This window comes from Mesorhizobium sp. M6A.T.Cr.TU.014.01.1.1 (assembly GCF_004022765.1).
In the GTDB taxonomy this organism is placed as follows: Bacteria; Pseudomonadota; Alphaproteobacteria; order Rhizobiales; family Rhizobiaceae; genus Mesorhizobium; species Mesorhizobium mediterraneum.
Genome location: NZ_RZPG01000013.1, coordinates 26,032 through 44,896 on the forward strand (window position 1 = coordinate 26,032; position 18,865 = coordinate 44,896).

General features: G+C 62.5%; 12 protein-coding genes and 1 tRNA gene. 4 read left to right on the forward strand and 9 right to left on the reverse strand.

Annotated features, from left to right (window positions below; all coding sequences use genetic code 11):
* Positions 1–49: 49 nt before the first annotated feature.
* Positions 50–1,030 carry an ABC transporter substrate-binding protein gene (locus tag EN885_RS16250; protein WP_095483556.1) on the reverse strand — a complete coding sequence of 327 codons (981 nt, stop codon included), beginning with the start codon at positions 1,028–1,030 and terminating at the stop codon, positions 50–52.
* Positions 1,031–1,497: 467 nt separating this feature from the next.
* Entirely contained in the window at positions 1,498–2,403 is a 906-nt protein-coding gene (locus EN885_RS16255) for a sugar-binding domain-containing protein (RefSeq protein ID WP_095483555.1), read from the reverse strand.
* A 277-nt stretch (positions 2,404–2,680) separates the two neighbouring features.
* Between EN885_RS16255 and EN885_RS16260 the strand changes: the two genes are divergently transcribed.
* On the forward strand, positions 2,681–3,586 hold the full coding sequence (locus EN885_RS16260) for a tagatose-bisphosphate aldolase (protein WP_128242808.1): 906 nt from the start codon (positions 2,681–2,683) through the stop codon (positions 3,584–3,586).
* 150 nt (positions 3,587–3,736) lie between these two features.
* Positions 3,737–5,206, forward strand: coding sequence for an ROK family protein (locus EN885_RS16265; protein ID WP_095483554.1), 1,470 nt, complete (start codon positions 3,737–3,739; stop codon positions 5,204–5,206).
* Between the two features lie 47 nt (positions 5,207–5,253).
* Here the strand turns inward: EN885_RS16265 and EN885_RS16270 are convergent.
* Together EN885_RS16270 and EN885_RS16275 are read right to left on the reverse strand one after the other, a co-directional pair.
* A tRNA-His gene (locus EN885_RS16270) sits at positions 5,254–5,330 on the reverse strand.
* A gap of 452 nt (positions 5,331–5,782) precedes the next feature.
* Positions 5,783–6,241 (reverse strand): phasin, encoded by a 459-nt coding sequence (locus EN885_RS16275; protein WP_128242809.1) that lies wholly within the window; start codon positions 6,239–6,241, stop codon positions 5,783–5,785.
* A 253-nt stretch (positions 6,242–6,494) separates the two neighbouring features.
* Here EN885_RS16275 and EN885_RS16280 point away from each other — a divergent pair, with 253 nt between their 5' ends.
* Positions 6,495–10,172: a PAS domain S-box protein gene (locus tag EN885_RS16280; protein ID WP_128242810.1), complete on the forward strand. Its 3,678-nt coding sequence runs from the start codon at positions 6,495–6,497 to the stop codon at positions 10,170–10,172.
* Between the two features lie 281 nt (positions 10,173–10,453).
* On the opposite strand, the gene EN885_RS16285 is transcribed toward EN885_RS16280, so the two are convergent.
* The gene (locus EN885_RS16285; RefSeq protein ID WP_128242811.1) at positions 10,454–12,424 is read right to left on the reverse strand and encodes an acetoacetate--CoA ligase; all 1,971 of its coding nucleotides are present in this window, start codon (positions 12,422–12,424) and stop codon (positions 10,454–10,456) included.
* A gap of 182 nt (positions 12,425–12,606) precedes the next feature.
* On the opposite strand from EN885_RS16285, the gene EN885_RS16290 reads away from it, so the two are divergent.
* Positions 12,607–14,457: an AsmA family protein gene (locus EN885_RS16290; protein ID WP_095483550.1), complete on the forward strand. Its 1,851-nt coding sequence runs from the start codon at positions 12,607–12,609 to the stop codon at positions 14,455–14,457.
* A gap of 70 nt (positions 14,458–14,527) precedes the next feature.
* Here the strand turns inward: EN885_RS16290 and EN885_RS16295 are convergent, their stop codons facing one another.
* The 4 genes from EN885_RS16295 to EN885_RS16310 form a co-directional block, all read right to left on the reverse strand.
* Positions 14,528–15,346, reverse strand: a complete 819-nt coding sequence (locus tag EN885_RS16295) for an ABC transporter permease subunit (RefSeq protein WP_126103645.1) — start codon at positions 15,344–15,346, stop codon at positions 14,528–14,530.
* Entirely contained in the window at positions 15,343–16,317 is a 975-nt protein-coding gene (locus EN885_RS16300) for an ABC transporter permease subunit (RefSeq protein ID WP_128242812.1), read from the reverse strand. Before EN885_RS16300 ends, EN885_RS16295 begins: the two co-directional genes overlap by 4 nt.
* Positions 16,318–16,326: 9 nt before the next feature.
* Complete coding sequence (locus EN885_RS16305; RefSeq protein WP_095483547.1) at positions 16,327–17,466, reverse strand: ABC transporter ATP-binding protein; 1,140 nt, start codon at positions 17,464–17,466, stop codon at positions 16,327–16,329.
* Between the two features lie 75 nt (positions 17,467–17,541).
* Positions 17,542–18,639: a polyamine ABC transporter substrate-binding protein gene (locus EN885_RS16310; protein ID WP_095483546.1), complete on the reverse strand. Its 1,098-nt coding sequence runs from the start codon at positions 18,637–18,639 to the stop codon at positions 17,542–17,544.
* Positions 18,640–18,865 lie beyond the last annotated feature (226 nt).

The window sequence follows — 18,865 nt, forward strand, 5'->3', positions numbered from 1 at the left end:
GCGCAGATCTCCTCCCGGCAAGCCGGGAGGAGATCAAGCTGGTTTGGACTCATTCGGAATAGAGGTACTTTGAGATGTTCGGATCGGCGATGTTCGACTTGTCCATGATCGTGAAGCCGGTGCCGATCGCAACCGGGATCGACTGGCCGGTCAGGTGGGCATAGGCCGAAACGACACCAAAATAGCCGATCTCAGCCGGATGCTGGGCAATCGCCACGTCCACCAAGCCGGTGTTGATGTTGTCGACGATGCTAGTCGGCGCGTCGAACGCCACGACCTTGATGGTGCCGGTCTGCCCAGCTTGCTGGACGCCATTCGCCGCGCCGAGCGCCGAGAACAGGTTTGCACCGAACACGCCAACGAGATCGGAGTTGCGCGCGAACACAGCCTGCAGCTGCGAGGCGGCCTTGTTGGCGTCGTTGTCATTGAACTGGGTTTCGAGGACGGTGATGCCGGGATGATTGGCCGCCATCTCCTTCTTGAAGCCCTCTTCACGCTGATCGGTGGTCGAAATGCCAGGCTTGACGTTCGAAACGTAGACCTTGCCCTTGTCGCCTATGGCCTTGGCCAATGCCCGGGCGGCGATCTCGCCGCCGAGAATGTTGTCCGAGGCGATATAGGACAGCGGGAAATCCGCCTCGCCGGCACCGGTCTGATAGACGCCGCTGCCGATGAAGGTGTCGACGGTGATCACCGGGATGCCGGCATCATTGGCCTTGCGAAGCGGCTCGACCAATTGAACCTTGTCGGTCGGCGCAATCAGGATAGCGTCCGGCTTCTTGGCGATGACCGCGTCAAGCACGGGGACTTGCGTCACCGGATTGAAATCCGGGGCGCCCTGGAAAACCAGGGTCACGCCAAGGGCATCGGCCGCTGCCTGGGCTCCCTTGCGCATGGTAATGTAAAAGCCGTCGGTGGTAAGGCCGGGGACGAGAGCAACGGTGAACTTCTTGTCCTGCGCCAAAGCAGGCGTGATCAGCGCCGTTGCGCAGATGGCGAGAGCCGCAAGGGCGGCAACAATCTTCTTCATAACATCCTCCTCATAATGTTGGCAGATTTGCCGTTGCGATCGACATCGACATGGCCGTCAATCCGTTCCGGCTACGTGAAATGCTGGCGGCGAGAAACGGGTTTCGCCTGCTTGCTGTTATGGGCAGCTTCCTCCCGAGCGCCCCCAGTCGTTAGATCAGCCAGTCGAAACCCGACCAGCCTGATACGCGCAGTCCCGTTCCTAGCCTCCGCAAGGTCGAAGGAATAACGCCGCTCGGCGCACATGCGTGCCTAGCCACAAAGTTGTAACACTTTGCTGAAAGAAATTGCAACCTGGTATTTCCTGGCTGGAAACGCTTTCAAACCGGACGACATTTGTCTGCTCCGCAGAGCCCCTTACGCAGACTATTGCCCCAACGCTTTGACGGCACAACTGATGATTTCACGGCGATGGGCTGGCGAGCCACGTTTGGGATCGATCAGGTGTGCCGATCGGCGCGCCCGCCTCTATTGAGGCAAGAGAGCCTCGAGAATGGCCTGGGCAGTCTTCGTGTCCGTTACCAGAGCATTGATAAGCCTGGCGCGGACGGCACCGATAATGGCGGTCGCCTTCTCCGGCGAGGCGGCGACACCGATCACCAGAGGGACGGCTCGAAGCTGGGCCGGCGACATAGCGATCATCCGGCTCTCCCCTTCCCACGGGATAAGGGAACCTTCGGCGTCGAAATAATGCCTGATAACGTCTCCAGCCGCGTGGAACAGGGCTTGCTCGCTCAGCGTGGCCGCGCTCGCCTCGGGCGGATTGATGGCATGGGGCAGGCCGATGCCGACGATCGCAACGTCGGTCCGGTCCCAAAGCGCGACGCTGTCGCGGATGGCCGCATCGCCGAGGAAGACCTCACGCAACTCGGTGGACGGCAGATAGGGCGCATGGATGAAATGCGGCGTCCCGCCAAACTCTTCGGCGGCAAGCCGCACAAACTCGTTGATCTGAAAATGCGGCGCCTGCTGCTGCATGCCGCCGGTGGCAGCGACGGTAAGAACGCCGGGAATGCGCGGCAGGCCTGCCCGGATCACCTCGCGAATGGCTCGCCCCCAGCCGATGGCGACCACCGACCCGGCCGTCAGTTCCGCTTGCTTAAGCAAGGCGCCGAGCGGCGCGGCGAGCGCCGTCAGCGCACCGGCTGCTGGTGTTTCGATGACTGCCGCGTCGCGAAGTCCCAGCCCTTCGACCAGCTGCGTGGTGATGCCTTCGGGCGTTGCAAGATCGAGAACCTCGATCCGCACGATGCCCTCTGCCCTCGCCCGCTGCAGAAGACGCGATATGGTCGCGGTGGAGACACCAAGCCGCCGCGCGATATCGACCTGCGACATCTCCGCTTCGTAGTGCAGTTTGGCGACCGTATGCAGCATCGTCCGCGATGCGGCGGCTGCATCTTGTGCGGGAGGGACAGGCAGCTTGCAATTCCTTTCAGCAATGTGTTACAGACCCATCGACGGATGGGAGTTATCGCGCAAATTCGGCTGACTCGCAATGTGGGCCCGTTTCCACGGGCCAAGGCCAAATTTCTCGGTCGATAGCGCATCAAAGCGGCAAAAACTCGCTGCCGAGAGGCAGTTAAAAACTGAACCTTTCTTGTTCCACGGATCTGCGCCCTGGTGAATGGGCGCCAACATCGGACAGAAGACCATGACAAAGATGACGACCGCAGAGTTGCGCGGCTACCAGCAGATATGCGGCAAGGATGGGGCCATGATGGCCATCGCCTGTGACCAGCGCGGCGGCATGCGTACCTTGCTTGCGTCGGACCCTGCAGAACAGGCCAAGATCACCAACGACATGCTGGGCGACACCAAGTCGGACATCACGCGATACCTGGCCAGCCAGGCGTCCTGCGTGCTGCTCGACCCGCTCTGCGCGGTGCCGCGGGTTGTCGATGAAGGGGTGCTGAACCGCGATACGGCGCTGCTCATCGGCCTCGACGCCTCAGGCTTCGACGTCTCGCCCGCCGGCTACCGCCTGTCGCGCCTCGTTCCCCACATCGACGCGCGCCGCGTCCGCGAGCTCGGCGGTACCGGCGGCAAGATCATGGTCTATCTCAGGGCTGACAGGCCTGAGGCGAATGAGCACAATGTCGCCATTCTGCGCCAATGCATCGCCGACTTCGCGCAAGAGGACCTCCTGCTTGTCGTCGAGTTCCTGACCTATCAGGTCGAAGGGGAACGCCTTGAAGACTATACGGCCAAGATCCCCTGGCTAGTCGAAGAGGGCACCCGGATTTCGCTGGAATGCGGGGCAAAGGTGCTCAAGCTTCCTTATCCCGGAACGCCGGAAGCCTGCGCAAGGATCAGCAGCATGGCTGGCGAGGTGCCATGGGCGGTCCTCTCCGCCGGCGTCAACCACGCAACGTTCCTGGGCCAGGTCGAGATCGCGATGAAGAACGGCGCATCAGGTGTCATCGCCGGTCGGTCGCTGTGGAAGGACTGCATCTCGCTTGACCGTGACATTCAGCGGGAAAGGCTTAAGACCATCGCTGTGGCGAGATTGCGCGAGCTTCAGGCGGTGATCGGAAACTACAGGCAGAAAGCCGCTTAGCCGTTCGGCGTTCACACCAGGCACGCACGGGACGTCATGCCTCAGACCATGATCCCGAAAAGTGGGGACCGGTTTTCGGAAAAGATCATGGTCAAACAGCAAGATAGAGCCCCATTTCGATTTAGTCGAAATGGAACAGGCTCTAGTTCGATGGCCATAGGAATCGATATCGGCGGCACCAATCTGCGCGCCGCCCGTATTTCCGGCACAGGCGAAATCCTCGATCGTATTTCCGAGAAGAGCGCGCCGGATCCGGAGCTTGTGCTCTCCCGGATCGCCGAAATGGTGCGCCGGCTCGATTCTCCCGAAGTTGCCGCCATCGGCATCGGCGTCCCCGGACGCGTCGATGCCCGGCTTGGCGCGGTCTTGTCCGGAGGCTACGTCAACCTCGCCTCGATCCCCCTGGCGCAACGACTGGAAAGCCTGGCAGGCAAGCCCGTCTTGATCGACAATGATTGCAACATGGCACTGGTCGCGGAAATGGCTCTCGGCGCCGCCAGAGGCCGTGAAAGCATCGTCATGTTCACGATCGGGACCGGCATTGGTGGTGCCGTGGCTCTAGATCGGCAGATCGTCCGCGGCAAGGGGACGGCTGGGCAGCTCGGCCATATCACTGTCGACATATCAGGCGAAGCGTGCGTCTGCGGCCGGCGCGGCTGCGTTGAAACCACCAGCTCAGGCACCGCGCTTGGCCGTCACATCGCGCGGGCAGGCCTCGGTCCGGATGTTTCGGTCGATCAGCTTTTTGCCCGGGATGCGGGCGGTGACACGCTGGCGCGCGGCATACTCGAAGCCTGGGCCAGGCCGCTGCGTGCCGCAATCGATTCGGCCGTGGCCATGTTCGCCCCCGATCTAGTCCTGCTCGGCGGCGGACTTGGCCTGGCGGCCCACAGGGCACTTGCCAACGCCCCGGCTTTGGCTCCCTGGTACCAATGCCCGGTGGAACCGGCGCAACTCGGCGACGACGCCGGCGTCATTGGCGCCGGTCTGCAAGCGCTCGCCGCTGAGGCGACGGTCACGCAGGCGTCGCCGGTGTCCCTGCCGTCCGCTCGGCTCGATCCCGGCCGGCGTGCCGTGCCCACCAGACGCGCCGTGCTGGTCAACGGCATCCCTGCCAGCGGCAAAAGCACGGTCTCGCGCGGTATCGCCGACCGGATGGGATGGCCGTTGCTCACGCTCGATACGGTCAAGAACCCGTTCCTCGAGGCGCTCGGCGGCGGCGACCGTGAATTCAACCGCACGCTCGGCCGCGCCAGTTACGAGGCGATCTGGTCGATCGTCGGCGAAGCTCCGGCGGGCACCACAGTTATCGTCGATGCCTGGTTCGGTTTCCAGCCGCGCCAGGTGCTCGAGGATCACCTGCGCAGGGCTGGCGTCGAGCAGACCGCCGAAATCTGGTGTCACGCGCCCGGCGAGGTTCTGGCCGAGCGCTATCGCGCACGGCTCGACCAGCGCCCCGCCGGCCATCCCGGCGCGGCCTACATCCCCGAACTGATCGAACTGGCCAAGCGTGCCGCGCCGCTGCGGCGCGGACCGCTGTTTGACGTCGACACGACCAAACCGATCGCTTTCGATGCCATCACGCAGTGGCTAAAGGCGACGATTGCGGCTGACACATAGGCAGCGCAGCCGCCCTAACAAATTCAGTGATTTAACCGACAAGCCAATGGTACCGTTGGCTGGGATCGAACCAGCGACCTCCGGATCCACAATCCGGCGCTCTAACCATCTGAGCTACAACGGCACGTTTGCCCGAGCGGGATCGAGATGGACCGTTCATTCTCCGGGACCCGCTCTGTCGTTCGGCGATGCGTCCATACGGGCTATCGGAGTTTAATTCAAGGCTTTTGGCCGCGCATGACCCCGAAAATCAGAATCGATTTTCGGAAAGGATCACGCGCAAAATCCAAAGTTCTACGCCGTCCTGTGCGCCTCCAAGAGGACGCGCGGTGCTGTAGGCAAAGATCGCTCCGGCAACGGCGTCGCCTTTTCGCCGGGCAAAGAAAAAGGCCGGCGGGAGGAGGTGCCGGCCTTTTCCTGTTACGAGCCAGCGGGAGGAGGTGTGCTGGCTGGTCACCCCGGAGAGCAGAGGGAGGAGGTTCCACCCACCGGGTATTTCGCTTGACCACTATATTTCACATAATCCTATTCGAAGAAATGCGACCTTTTGTTGCATCTTCGAAATATGCGCAAATATTAGGCGGCCTTAATTTCCTTCATCGCCTTCTCGAAGGCGGTCTTTATCGGCTTGGAGACGTCTTCGGCCGCCTTGGAGGTGACGGTCTGGAAATCCTTTGCCTGCTCGACGGCCATCTCGACGCGCTTGCGCAGGAATGCGGTCTGCAGCTCGACGACTTCCGACAGCGACTTGGCGCCGATCAGGGCTTCGAAATGCGAAAAGCCGGCTTCGGTATTGGCGCGCAGAGCAGCGATGGTCTTGAGCGACAGGTCGTTGGAAACGGTCTTGGCGGTCTCAAAGGTCGACTCCAGAGCCTTCTGGGTCTCTTCCGCACCGGTCTTCAGCTTGGCATAGGCCTCTTTCGACTGCTCGACGCCCTTTTCGGCGAAAGCGCGGATCTGGTCGGTGGCCTTGGAAGCATCGAAGCTCGGGAATTCAACGTTTTCGATCGTTTCAGTAGTCTTGGTCCTGGACATTTTCCATCCTTTGCAGTGGCAGCGGCTTTGACAGAAAGCCGTCTCGTTCATGTATGATGGCAATATAAAGGCAATTTTTGTGCATTGCAATATCCTTGTTGCAGTGCACCATAAAATTCTTTCCCTGCGTTAACCACGAGCCCAGAGATTCCAGCGGTTGCACGCTATGGCTTGTGGACCTTCGCGCCGTCGGCTTTTATTAACAAAACGTTAACTGGAAAAACTGCCCGTTCCGTGAGGGTCCGCCAAGCGCATGCCGTCCGAAAATTATTCCTTCCTCGACGTCGCCGTGCTCGACGCGGTCCGCCAGCGCTTTGCCGCAGGCGACGCGATCGCCCTTCTGTCGGCAGATCTCGAACAGGTGATCTGGGCAAACGGACCAGGGGCGGCGGCGTTCGGCTACCCGGACATCGAGGCCATCATCGGCGCCTCGACAGGGCTGCCACTGATCGCCCGGCGCCAGATCATGGCGACAAGCGGTTTTCCACAGATCGGCCGCGACCGCGCCATCACGGTGCGGCTGGCAACCGGCCTAACCAGCCGCGCGGTTGGCTTTCTGGCCAGCGCCGTGACCATGCCTGACGGCGAAAACGCGATCATGCTGGCGGTGCCGGCGGCACAGACCGGCTCGCGCAGCGCTGCCGAGATCGCCGCTCGGGCCATCAGCGGCTTTACCGAAGACGGTCATTTCATCGCCTTCGTCGACGCCAAGGGCAACATCGAGGCCGCTTCCGATGGTTTTTCGGCGCTCGGCATCTTGCCCGAGACGCTGGCAGCGCTCGTGGCCGATGTGGCGAACGAGAGCGATCGCATCGTCAAACGCCTCGTTCCAGGCGGCACCATTTCCTATCCGGCCGGTCTCGCCCGGCTGACGGATGAGCGGCACCTGCTGGTGGTGATCGACGAGAACCAGCTTGACTCCGAAGAAGCCTCTGCTGGCGAGCGCACCTGTGGCGCGGCGGCGGCCGATGTCGCAGTCCAGCCAAAAGCAGAACAGGACAACGCGCCGGCGGAGACTGCTCCGGCAGCCGGCGAAGACACTTCGGTGTCGGTGGAGCATGACATTCCCAGTTCGCCCCAACTCGATTCGACTGGACCTGATGCGACTGGGCCCGATGCGACCGAGCAGAGCCCGGAAGCAGCCGATAGCGCCCGCCCTGCGGCCGGCGGAGCCCCCACGCAGCTTGACCATTGGTATTTCAGCGCCAGCGAGGGTGAGACACAAGAGCCGGGCCGACCGAACGCATCCGGGCCTGTCGAGGCACCGGCCGCGTCGGACGCTTCGGCGGAGAATACCGCGCAGGATGCCACCAGGGCCGCCTCCCCGGCCGACCGTGCCATCCCCCCGACCGACCGCGCGGCGGCGCCCCTGCGTTTCGTCTGGCGCACCGACGCCGAGGGCAGGTTCAGTGCCCTGTCGCCGGAATTCGCGGAACTCGTCGGCAAGCCTGCCGCCGATGTGATCGGCCGGCGCTTCAGGGACGTCGCGGCCACCTTCGACCTCGATGCGTCCGGCGAGATCGCGGGCCTGCTCGATCGACGCGACACCTGGTCCGGCCGCTCGGTGCTGTGGCCGGTTGCCGGCACCGATTTCAAGATACCCGTCGACCTGGCGGCGCTGCCTGTCTACAGCCGAAGCCGTGCCTTCGAAGGTTTTCGTGGTTTCGGCGTGGCCCGCTCCAGCGATGCGGTGGTCGATCCGGAAGCGATCGGCATGGCGCTTGTCCCTAATGCCGAAACCCCCGCAGCCGTCGAGCCGGAAGTCGCCGAAACGCCTGAGGACACCGACCCATTCAAGGGCGAGGTGCCGGCGCTGACCATCGTGCCGAAGCCGGAGCGGCGCTTTGCCGACAAGGTGATCCGGTTGGCCGAGCACAGGCAGCCGGCCAATGACAAAGGCCTGTCGACGCTGGAACGCAGTGCATTCCGTGAAATCGGCGAGCGGCTCAAGAAGGACAATCCGCCGACCGAACAGCCCGACGCTGCAAAGCCGGCAGAACCGGCGGCGGCGGAACCGACCGAAACCGATGGCGAAGACGAGAAGGATGTCGCAAGGCTCGAAGGCGAGCAGCCGGAATCAACCGTGCGCGACATCTCAGGCTCGCTGCTCGACTATGCCGACCGGGATAATGTCGCCGACAACAGCGGCGGTGCGCCGGTTGCAGAGCCGGACAGGGCGACGCAGGAAATCGCTGACTCGGACAGTCGATCGATCGCCGCCGAAGACGACGACAGCATGACGGCTGCCGATTTCCGTGACGCAGAAGACAGCGAGGACTGGGCGCGGTCCGATGACGATGAAACCGATTCGTCAGCCGATGACATCGGCCATGCCGGTGACATGGAGCCGGCGCCCGTCGAGCGGCCGCGCCTGCAGGTGCCGTCGCTCAAGCTCGAAGGGTTCGTGCCATCGGCTTTTTCGACCGCAGACGACAACAACGCTGCGGACATTTCGATTCTCGGCAAGCTGCCGGTGCCCCTGCTCATCCATTCCGGTGACGATCTTCACTATGCGAATGAGGAATTCCTCAGCCTGACCGGCTATGACACGCTCGACGATCTGGAGGATGCAGGTGGCCTCGGCGCGCTGTTTGCCGATCCTTATGACGACAGCGCCTCCGATGGCACCGATCACGCGCTGCGGTTGAAGACGCATGACGGTCAGGAGTTCCCGATCGAGGCTATTCTGCGCTCGGTACCGTGGCGTGGCGGCAAGGCGCTGATGCTGGTCGTGCGCCGTTCCGGCGACGACGAGGCAGCGGCTATTCCGCAGGGTGGCGCCGACGACCAGACGCAGCCTGATGTTTCCGAGCTCAAGGCGCGCATCGCCGAGATGCGCACCATCATCGACACCGCGACCGACGGCGTCGTGCTGATCGGCCGTGACGGAACGATCCGCTCGATCAGCCGCCCGGCGGAAGCGCTGTTCGGTTTTGACAGCGATGAGGTGACCGGCAAACCCTTCTTTTCGCTGTTTGCGATCGAAAGCCAGCGCGCGGCACGCGACTATCTCGACGGACTGTCCGAGCCCGGCGTGGCGAGCGTGATGAATGACGGCCGCGAGGTGATCGGACGCGAGGCACAGGGGCGTTTCATCCCGCTGTTCATGACCATCGGCAGGCTGCCCAACGACAGCGGGTTCTGCGCGGTGGTGCGCGACATCACCCAGTGGAAGCGAGCCGAAGAAGATCTGACCCAGGCGCGCGCCGTGGCCGAGCGCGCCTCCTCGCAGAAGACCGACTTCCTCGCCCGCATCAGCCACGAGATCCGCACGCCGCTCAACGCCATCATCGGGTTTTCCGAGCTGATGGTCGACGAGAAATTCGGGCCGGTCGCCAATGACCGCTACCGCGACTATCTGCGCGACATCAACCGGTCGGGCAACCACGTGCTCGACCTGGTCAACGACCTGCTCGACATCTCGAAGATCGAGGCCGGCCAGCAGGAGATGGCCTATGAGGCGGTGTCGCTCAACGACACGCTGGCCGAGACGGTGGCGATGATGCAGCCGCAAGCCAACCGCGAACGTGTCATCATCCGCTCCAGCTTCGCCTCACGGCTGCCGGAAGTGGTGGCCGACCTGCGCAGCGTGCGCCAGATCGCGCTGAACATCCTGTCGAATGCCATCCGCTACACGCAGGCCGGCGGCCAGGTAATCGTGTCGACCGCCTATGAGATCTCCGGCGACGTCGTGATGCGGGTGCGCGACACCGGCATCGGCATGAGCCAGTCCGAGATCGAGCAAGCGCTGAAGCCGTTCAAACAGATCAACGCGCTGAAGCGCGGGCGCGGCGACGGCACCGGTCTCGGGCTGCCGCTGACCAAGGCCATGGTCGAGGCGAACCGCGCTCGATTCACCATCAACTCGACGCCCGGCGAGGGCACTCTGGTCGAAGTCGCTTTTCCGTCGACCCGCGTGCTCGCGGATTGATCTAAAAGAAAAGGCGTCCAACAGGACGCCTTGAATGATGGGATTGCTGTTACAACGGGGGCTTGAGCGAATTCAGATCCTCTGGGGATTTCGAGGAACGGGATTTCTCCCTCAAGTTACGCACGACTATCGGTGCCGGCCCTTAACAAAACCTTACCGGCGTCGCCGAAAATTTACCAATGTGTACCACTCATGAAATCTAGGTAAATTCGAGCGAGATATTTCGTTAACCATGCTCGACCGGCGCCTACCAAGCCGAATGGCGGCGCCGCTCTGTTTGCTTAGTCGGCAAGCTGCGGCAAATCGCGGAACAGCTCGAGCGCTTCTGGATTGGCCAGCGCCTCCTTGTTCTTGACGGCGCGGCCATGCACCATGTCGCGCACCGCGAGTTCGGTGATCTTGCCCGATTTGGTGCGTGGGATGTCGGCGACGGCGACGATCCTGGCGGGAACGTGGCGCGGGCTCGCCCCGCTGCGGATTTTCGCCCGGATACGTTTTTCCAGCTCGGCGTCGAGCTCAACGCCGGCAGCCGGCCGCACGAACAGCACAACGCGCACGTCATTGTCGAAATCCTGGCCGATGCACAGCGCTTCCAGGATTTCCGGCATCTGCTCGACCTGATTGTAGATCTCCGCCGTGCCGATCCGCACACCGCCCGGATTGAGCGTCGCGTCGGAGCGACCATGGATGATCAGGCCGCCATGGGCGGTCCATTCGGCGAAGTCGCCGTGGCACCAGATATTGTCGAAGCGCTCGAAATAGGCTGCGTGGTATTTCTTGCCTTCGGGATCGTTCCAGAAACCGATTGGCATAGCAGGAAACGCCTTGGTGCAGACGAGCTCACCCTTCTCCTGCCTGAGCGGGCGGCCATCGTCGTCCCAGACATCGACGGCGAGACCGAGACCGGGTCCCTGGATCTCTCCGGTCCACACCGGTTCCGTCGGCACGCCGAGCACGAAACAGGATACGATGTCGGTGCCGCCGGAGATCGAGGCGAGATGCACGTCGTGCTTAATGCCCTCATAGACGAAGCGAAAATCTTCCGGCGACAGTGGCGAGCCGGTGGAGGAGATCGTGCGCACGGTGGAAAGATCATGCGTGCGGATCGGTTTGAGGCCGGCCTTGCGCACGGAATCGATGAATTTGGCCGAGGTGCCGAAATAGGTCATCTTCTCGGCGTCGGCAAAATCGAACAGCACATTGCCGTCGGGGTAGAAGGGCGAGCCATCATAAAGCAGAAGGGTTGCGCCCGACGCGAGGCCGGACACCAGCCAGTTCCACATCATCCAGCCGCAGGTGGTGAAATAGAAGAAGCGGTCGCCGTCGAGCAGGCCGGCATGAAGCCGCTCTTCCTTGACATGCTGGATCAGCGTTCCGCCGGCCGAATGGACGATGCATTTGGGGATGCCGGTCGTTCCGGAAGAAAACAGGATGTAGAGCGGATGCGCGAACGGCAACCGTTCGAAAGCGACCGCCTTGGCCGCGAAGGATGAGAGTGCCTCGTCCAGCGCCGCAGCCTTCTCGACGGTCGCCGCGACATCGCTCGAAGTGCCGAGATAGTCGACGATCAGGACCTTGCGGACGGTGGGAAGCTTTGCCGCAACGGCCGCGATCTTGTCGGCGACCTCGATCGCCTTGCCATTGTACCAATAGCCGTCGGGCGCGATGAAGACGACAGGCTCGATCTGGCCGAACCGGTCCAGCACGCCCTGTTCGCCGAAATCTGGAGAGCAGGACGACCAGACCGCGCCAATCGAGGCTGTCGCCAGCAGGGCGGCGACGGTCTCCGGCATGTTGGGCATCATGGCGGCGATGCGGTCGCCCTTTTTCACCCCAAGCGACAGGAAAAGCTGCTGCAGCCGCGAGGTCAGCGCATGCAGCTCATTCCAGGAGAGCCGGCGCTCGACCTTGTCCTCGCCGCGAAAGACGATAGCGTCACTGGGGCCGGTCTTCTTCAGGAGGTTCTCGGCGAAGTTCAGCTTCGCGTCGGGAAAAAACGCGGCGCCGGGCATCTTATCGCCATCGACGAGCACGCGCTCGCCCCCGCTGGTGCCCTTGTCGCCCACGATCCCGCAAAAATCCCAGACCAGGCTCCAGAATGCCTCGCGATCGTCGATCGACCAGCGGTGTAGATCGGCATAGGATGAAAAACCCTTGCCGGTTCCAGCCGCGGCGGCCGTCTTAAAGGCGGTCATCGGCGCCGCGTCGACCTGGTCTTTCGTCGGTGCCCAGAGCGGTGCTTCGCCAGCCATGATCAATCCTCCCGCGGTCACCGTCGCTTATGCATATCGCAGGTCAGCAGAGCAAGATTTTGTTCGGCCGAGCGATGTGGATGTGCGCAAATGCCATCGCTGGGCCATAAAGACTTGAAATGCGTCAGCCGTGGGTTACACCCGTCGGGCGATTTTGTCGGAACGGAAGCATACGGGGCGACATGTCATCATCTTTGATCCGGCGCGGAATATGGGCGATCGGCGTTGCCGTGCTCGTCATCGCGCTGGCCGTCGCCGCGCTGCCGCTCGTCGCCTCGACCCGCATCGTGCGCGATCGCATCGCCTGGGAAATGAGTGCGTGGAGCGGTTTCAGGGTCACCATTGACGGCGCGCCGCGGATCGAGGTCTGGCCGAATTTTCGAGCCATCCTGGCCGACGTGACGCTCTCGCAGTGGACAGAGACCGACGCGCCGCCTGTGATCGAAGCCGAACGGGTCGAGGTCAATCTCTCGGCCATGGCGGCATTGCGTGGCGACGTGGTGTTCTCGACGGCGCGGCTGATCCGGCCGACGATCAGGGTTCAACGCGCAGCAAATGGGCTTTTCCTGCCCGCCTTGCCGTCGGGCGGGCGCATCACGCGTTCCATCGACACCGCTCGCGCCGTGGTCAGCGCCAATCCAGCCAAGCCGGACTTGAGCAAGCTGCCGGCAGATCCGTTCGGCACCGTGGAGTTCAGGAACGGCCGCGTGGTGACCTCCGTCGATGGCAAGGACACTGAGATACTGAGCAGCCTGAGCGGACAGGCGAACTGGGCCGCAATGAACAGCAATGCGACGCTGTCGGCGACCGGGATCTGGCGCGGCGAAAGCGTCGCCGTGGACGCCGCTTCGTCGAACCCGCTGGTGCTGTTTGGGGGCGGTGCTGCGCCGATGACGCTTTCCTTCAAGGCGGCCCCTGCCAGTTTTTCGTTCGACGGCGTGGCCAGCATGTCCGAGAACGCCTATTTCGACGGTCAGGCGAAATTTGCTGCGCCCTCGCTCAGGCGCGTGCTCGAATGGTCGCGGGCCGGCATCGCGCCGGGCGCGGCAATCGGCTCGGTTTCCGTTTCCAGCAAGGTCACCGCGACCTCCGGCCGCATTAAACTCGAAAACACCGAGATCGCTCTGGACGACAATCCAGGGATGGGTGCGCTGGACTTCTCCTTTGGCGAGGCGCGGCCGGTGATCGCCGGCACGCTCGCCTTCGACACGCTCGACTTGCGATCGTTTCTCTCCGCCTTCACACCCTTGGCGCCTGCGGACGGCGCTGGTCCCGGCGAAATCGACATAAGCGTCGCCGACCGGATCGATCTCGATCTCAGATTGTCGGCAGCGCAGGCCACCGCAGGCACCATCCAGCTTGCCGACGTCGCCGCCACCGCCCAGGTCAAGGACGGTCTTGCGGTCTTCGATATTTCCGATGCATCGGCCTTTGGCGGCAACATCCAGAGCAGTCTTCGTTTCGACCGCAAGCCGGGGGGCACGCAGGTCGAGATCAGGCTGCTCGCCTCCGATGTCGATGGCGGCGCTTTTGGCACCGCAGCCGGAATGACGCGGCTGGTGCCGATCGGCAGGGGAACCGTTTCGGTCATCCTCAAGGGCCCGGGCAGAACCTGGGATTCCATTTTCGAAAACGCCGACGGCTCGGTTTCGGCGAAATTCGGCCAGGGCGCCTTGAGCCGGCTCGACCTGCCGGCGTTTCTCAAGCACAACGAACAGGGCGGGTTCTTCGCGCTCGACGATGTCTCCGACGGAACGCTGCCGATCGACGGGGCCGAACTCAAGGCAAGCATTTCGAACGGTGTGGCGAGGATCGACAAGGCCGAAGCGAATTCGGCGAAGTACAAGGTCTGGCTTTCCGGCATCGCCTCCTACGCCGGGCGCGGGCTGGCGCTGTCCGGCGGCATCATTCAGGCGGACCAGCCAGCCACGCAGACAAACAACCAGGGTCCCAACCAATCTTCGTTCTTCGTCGGCGGAACGTGGAGCACGCCATTCATTTCGCCGATAAGCCGCGGGGTTTCCGGAGAATAGGCAACGAGGCTGCTGCGGTCGTCGTCGGAAGTGCGTCCTGCCGGCTTTTTCTGGGTTGCCGCTTCTTTCGTCACCCCCGCTGAGCGGCCTGCTCGTCGCGCTGGCGCTGCACCTCGCGACGCTTGTTGGCGAGCGAGGCGATGATGACCCCAACCGCCACGACCGCGATCAGGATGGTGCAGGCGGCGTTGATCTCCGGCGTCACACCGAGACGAACCTGGCTGTAGATCTTCATCGGCAGCGTGGTGGCGCCAGGCCCTGAGGTGAAGCTGGCGATGACCAGATCGTCGAGTGACAATGTGAACGCCAGCATCCAGCCCGACACGATCGCAGGCATGATGACGGGCAGCGTGATCTGAAAGAAGGTCTTCACCGGCGGCGCGCCCAGATCCATCGCGGCTTCTTCCAGCGAGCGGTCGAAGGTGACCAGGCGCGACTGCACGACGACGGCGACGAAGCACATTGTCAGGGTGATGTGGGCAAGCGTGACGGTGAGGAAGCCGCGGTCGAGACCGACGGCGACGAAGAGCAGCAGCAGCGACAGGCCGGTGATGACTTCCGGCATGACCAGCGGCGCAAAGACCATGCCGGAAAACAGCATCCGGCCCTTGAAGCGCGTGTAGCGCGTCAAGGTGAGAGCCGCCAGTGTGCCGAGCACTGTCGCCACGGTGGCCGAGATGACGGCGACGCGGGCCGTTACCCAGGTGGCGTCCATGAGGCCCTGGTTGTGGAACAGCGCGACGTACCATTTGGTCGAGAAACCGCCCCAGACGGTGACCAGTTTCGACTCGTTGAAGGAGAAGACGATGAGCAGGACGATCGGCAGGTAAAGAAAGGCAAAGCCCAGCACGATCGAGGTGATGTTGAAACGGCTCCAGGTCGGGTTCATTTGTCTTGTTCCTGGGCGCGGGCCTGCGCCCGCTGGAAGAGCATGATCGGCACGATCAGCAGCAACAGCAGGATGACAGCGACGGCCGACGACACTGGCCAGTCGCGATTGGCGAAGAACTCGTTCCACAGCGTCTTGCCGATCATCAGCGTCTGCGATCCGCCGAGCAGGTCGGGAATGACGAACTCGCCGACGGCGGGGATGAACACCAGGAGGCAGCCGGCGATGACGCCGGGCACCGACAGCGGAAAGGTGATCTTCCAGAACGCGCTGGTCGGCGGGCAGCCAAGATCCTTGGCCGCTTCGATCAGCGAGTAATCCATCTTTTCCAAGGACGAATAGAGCGGCAGCACCATGAACGGCAGATAGGAATAGACGATGCCGATGAAGATCGCCGTGTAGGTGTTGAGGACGATGAGCGGCTGGCTGATGACGCCGGTGGCGAGCAGCAGCTGATTGAGCAGCCCCTCGGGCTTGAGAATGCCGATCCAGGCGTAGACGCGGATCAGGAACGAGGTCCAGAACGGCAGGATCACCAGCATCAGCAAAGTCGGACGAAGCGTCGCCGGCGCGCGGGCCATGCCATAGGCGATCGGGTAGCCCACAAGCAATGTCAGCACCGTCGAGATGGCGGCAACGATGACGCTCGTCACATAGGCATTGAAGTACAGCGCATCCTGCGTCAGCCATGTGTAGTTATCGACGCTGAGCTGTTTCAGCTGGGCGAGAAAACCGGAAAGGCCGTCGCCGAAGCCAAGCACCGGCGTGTAGGGCGGTATGGCGATTGCCGTCTGCGACAGCGAAATCTTGAAGACGATGACGAACGGAATGAGGAAGAAGAACACCAGCCAGAGATACGGGATGATGATGACGAGACGGCCAATGAAGGCGGCACTCAATCTGGCCAAGGCGGATTTGCCAGCATCGGTGGCCTGGGAGGTTGCTGCAGCGGCGACAGCGGCGTTCGACATGACCGTCCCCTATCGCGTCAGCACAACGCCGGCGTCCGGCCGGAACGACACCCAGGCACGGTCGTTCCAGCTCAGCGGATCCTCGGTGATGCGGGCCGCGTTCATCGTGCTTGCCCGCACCACGTGGCCGTCGTCGAGCCTGACGTGATAGACGGTCATGTCGCCGAGATAGGCGATATCGTAGACCTCGCCTTCGATGGCGTTGACGGCTCCGGCCGGCTTCTTCGACGATATCTTGATCTTCTCCGGCCTGATCGCGAAGGCGACGGCCGCGCCGGTGGCGGCATCGCCGGCATTCTCGGTCCGGATGGTGATGCCGTTGCCGGCGTCGATGCTTGCCGCGCCGGCCTCGCCACGCGCGATCTTGCCTTCGAACATGTTGACGTTGCCGACAAACCCAGCGACGAAGCGGGAACCCGGCGCCTCGTAGACCTCGGCCGGCGTCGCCACCTGCATCACCTCGCCCTTGTCGATGATGGCAATGCGGTCGGCCATGGTCATCGCCTCTTCCTGGTCGTGGGTGACGACGACGAAGGTGAGGCCGAGTGACTGCTGCAGATCCATCAGCTCGAACTGTGTTTCCTCGCGCAGCTTCTTGTCCAGCGCGCCAAGCGGCTCGTCGAGCAGAAGCACCTTCGGCCTTTTGGCGACCGAGCGGGCAAGCGCGACGCGCTGGCGCTGGCCGCCGGACAATTGGTGCGGCTTGCGCTTGGCAAACTGCTCGAGCTTGACCAGCTTCAGCATCTCTCCAACGCGCGCCGCGATCTCGGGCTTCGGCATGCCGTCCTGCTTGAGGCCGAAAGCGATGTTGTTCTCGACCGTCATATGCGGGAACAACGCGTAGGACTGGAACATCATATTGACCGGCCGCCGGTATGGCGGGATGCCGCGCAGATCCTGGCCATCGAGCAGAATGCGGCCGGCGGTCGGCTCCTCGAAGCCGGCGAGCATCCGCAGAAGCGTCGATTTTCCGCAACCCGACGCCCCGAGCAGGGCAAAGAACTCGCGCTCGAATATGGTCAGCGACAAATTATTGACGGCGGTGAAGTCACCGAACTTCTTGGTGACCTTGTCGAACTGGATGTATGGCTTGGCGTTCGGATCGTTCCATGGCGCGAAATCCCTGCGGATGCTGCCAAGCGATTTCATGTCCCACTCCGTCCTGGTTCTATCCCCAAAAAAGATTTGACCCCGGCACGCTGTGCCGGGGTCCTTGATCGTCTCTTATTGCCCGGTGACGATCCTGGTCCAGGTGCGGGTGACCACGCGCTGGGTCTTGGAATCGTAAGGGGAGATGGTGAACAGCTTCGCCAGCGTCGCCTCGTCCGGGTAGATCGCCGGGTCCTCGAGTATCTCCTTGCTGATGAACTGCTGCGATGCCTTGTTGCCGTTGGCGTAGAAGACATAGTTGCTCGACTTGGCGATCACTTCCGGCTTCATCATGTAGTTCAGGAATTCATGCGCCTCGGCGACATGCGGCGCATCGGCCGGGATTGCCATCTGATCGAACCACATTTCGGCACCCTCCTTCGGCACGGAATAGCTGATCTCGACGCCATGGTTGGCCTCGGTCGCACGGTCGCGCGCCTGGAACACGTCGCCCGACCAGCCGACGGCCAGACAGATGTCGCCATTGGCCAGTGCGTTGATATATTCCGACGAGTGGAACTTGCGGATGTAAGGCCTGATCTTAAGCATCAGTTCTTCCGCCTTGGCGAAATCGTCCAGCGACGTGGTCTCGGGATCGATGCCCAGATATTTGAAGGCGTTCGGGAGGATGTCGCTCGGGGAGTCGAGGACATAGACGCCGCAATCCTTCAGCTTGGCCAGTTTTTCCGGATTGAAGAACACGTCCCAGCTGTCGATCTTGTCGGTCCCGAGCGCTTCCTGCACTTTCTTGACGTTATAGCCAAGGCCGACCGTGCCCCACATGTAGTTGATCGAATATTCGTTGCCCGGATCGTACTTGGCTGTGCGCTCCGAGACGATGTCCCACATGTTGGAAATGTTGGGCAGCTTCGACTTGTCGAGCTTCTGGAACACACTTGCCTGGATCTGGCGTGCGAGGAAATTGGCGGTCGGCACGACAACGTCGTAGCCGCTGCCGCCGGCAAGCAGTTTCGTCTCCAGGAGCTCATTGGAATCGAACGTGTCGTAGGTGACCTTGATGCCCGTTTCCTTGGTGAAATCCTCGATAATCGAGCTGTCGATGTAATCCGACCAGTTATAGACGTTGACGACACGGTCCTGGGCATGAGCGCCGAGGGTGAAAAGCGTCAGAAATGCCGAGGTCGCCGAAAGCCAGAACGCTTTGCGGGTCATTGAGTCTCTCCTTTGATGAGTGTTCCATCGCCAGCTCGTCGCGGGGCTGCGCGGCTGGACATTTGCTTCAGATTATTGGGCTTTCCGGCAAGCGACAAGCACGAACCGCCGACACCTTGGTGGTTCGATGTGCAGCGGCCAAAGCCCCCGTTCCCATGCCCCCCGTTCCCATGTCGTGATCCAGATGGCGTTCCAGCGCCGTCAGAGGCTCTCGCCACGACGCGGG